Source organism: Mycoplasma sp. 527, from assembly GCF_053851595.1.
Map to the genome: position 1 here is coordinate 1 of NZ_JBSQAY010000012.1, position 1,027 is coordinate 1,027.

Annotated in this window: 1 protein-coding gene; it reads left to right on the top strand. The window is 23.8% G+C overall.

The window, feature by feature from the left end:
• A partial coding sequence (locus ACWXVQ_RS03180) for a hypothetical protein (protein WP_456013596.1) occupies positions 1-737 on the top strand: 737 nt, incomplete at its 5' end.
• Positions 738-1,027: the final 290 nt, after the last annotated feature.

The following is a 1,027-nucleotide window of genomic DNA, read 5'->3' on the forward strand; positions in this document are numbered from 1 at the left end:
CATGAGAATTTTATGAACCGGACCATAATCAACCATGGGATGAAGATGATGAACCTTTTATAATAACAAGTGATCAAAAAATAAATGCATTATTCGAAGTTTTTAGTGGTAAAAAATTGCCATTTACTCAGGAAGAAAAAGATACTTTATTAAGAGATTTAAAGAAGGATACAAAAAATCATAAAGAATTAGAAGATGAAATAAGTGCTAAATTTAGTGGTTTTGTTGAATCTGAAATTAAGAAGGTTAAAAATTTTTTTGAAGATGTTTTGGAAATTCAAATAGAAGAAATTGAAGATCAAATTTATGATTATTTTAATATGATAAATGGTCCAATTGGCGACACAACAACTCTTTGACATGTTGAGCAACGAGCTAATTTAGTTAAAGACTATATCAAACAAGTTCAAACTTTAGAAAAAACATATTCACAATATAAAGATTTTGGAAATACATTTACTACCCCTGATGGAAAAGCAATAAAGGAATCTGATTTATCTAATATTGGTATTACTTATCCTAAGGAAGAACTTATTAAATATCGTGAACAAGCCTTTAAAGAATTGCGAGAAAAAATTCAATTTAAGATATATATAAAAAAATCAATTGATTCGTTTTATACTACCCCATATAATGCCGTTGAAAAAATGCACAATTTTATCAATAAGATAATTGATGAACAGCAAAAAAGGCTAAAAAAGCTAAAAGAAGATTCAAAAACTATTGATTTCAACTAAAAATCCATCCTAAAAAAGTAAATATTTAAAATAAAAAAATTTAATAAAGGTGTTAAACTCACCTTTTTTATTTTTTAAAATCGCAACTATAAACCTTTTTAATGAAGGTTATTTATTTGCTAAAAATAAATATATGTATGAATTTATAGACATAATTGTTAATTTATTAGTTAAAATATTTCATATATTCGATGGTTATTAAAGAATTTTTAACCTTTTTATCAATATATATATATATATATAATTATCATATAAGATCCACCCGTAAATAAACTTATGGTTTAAAATCT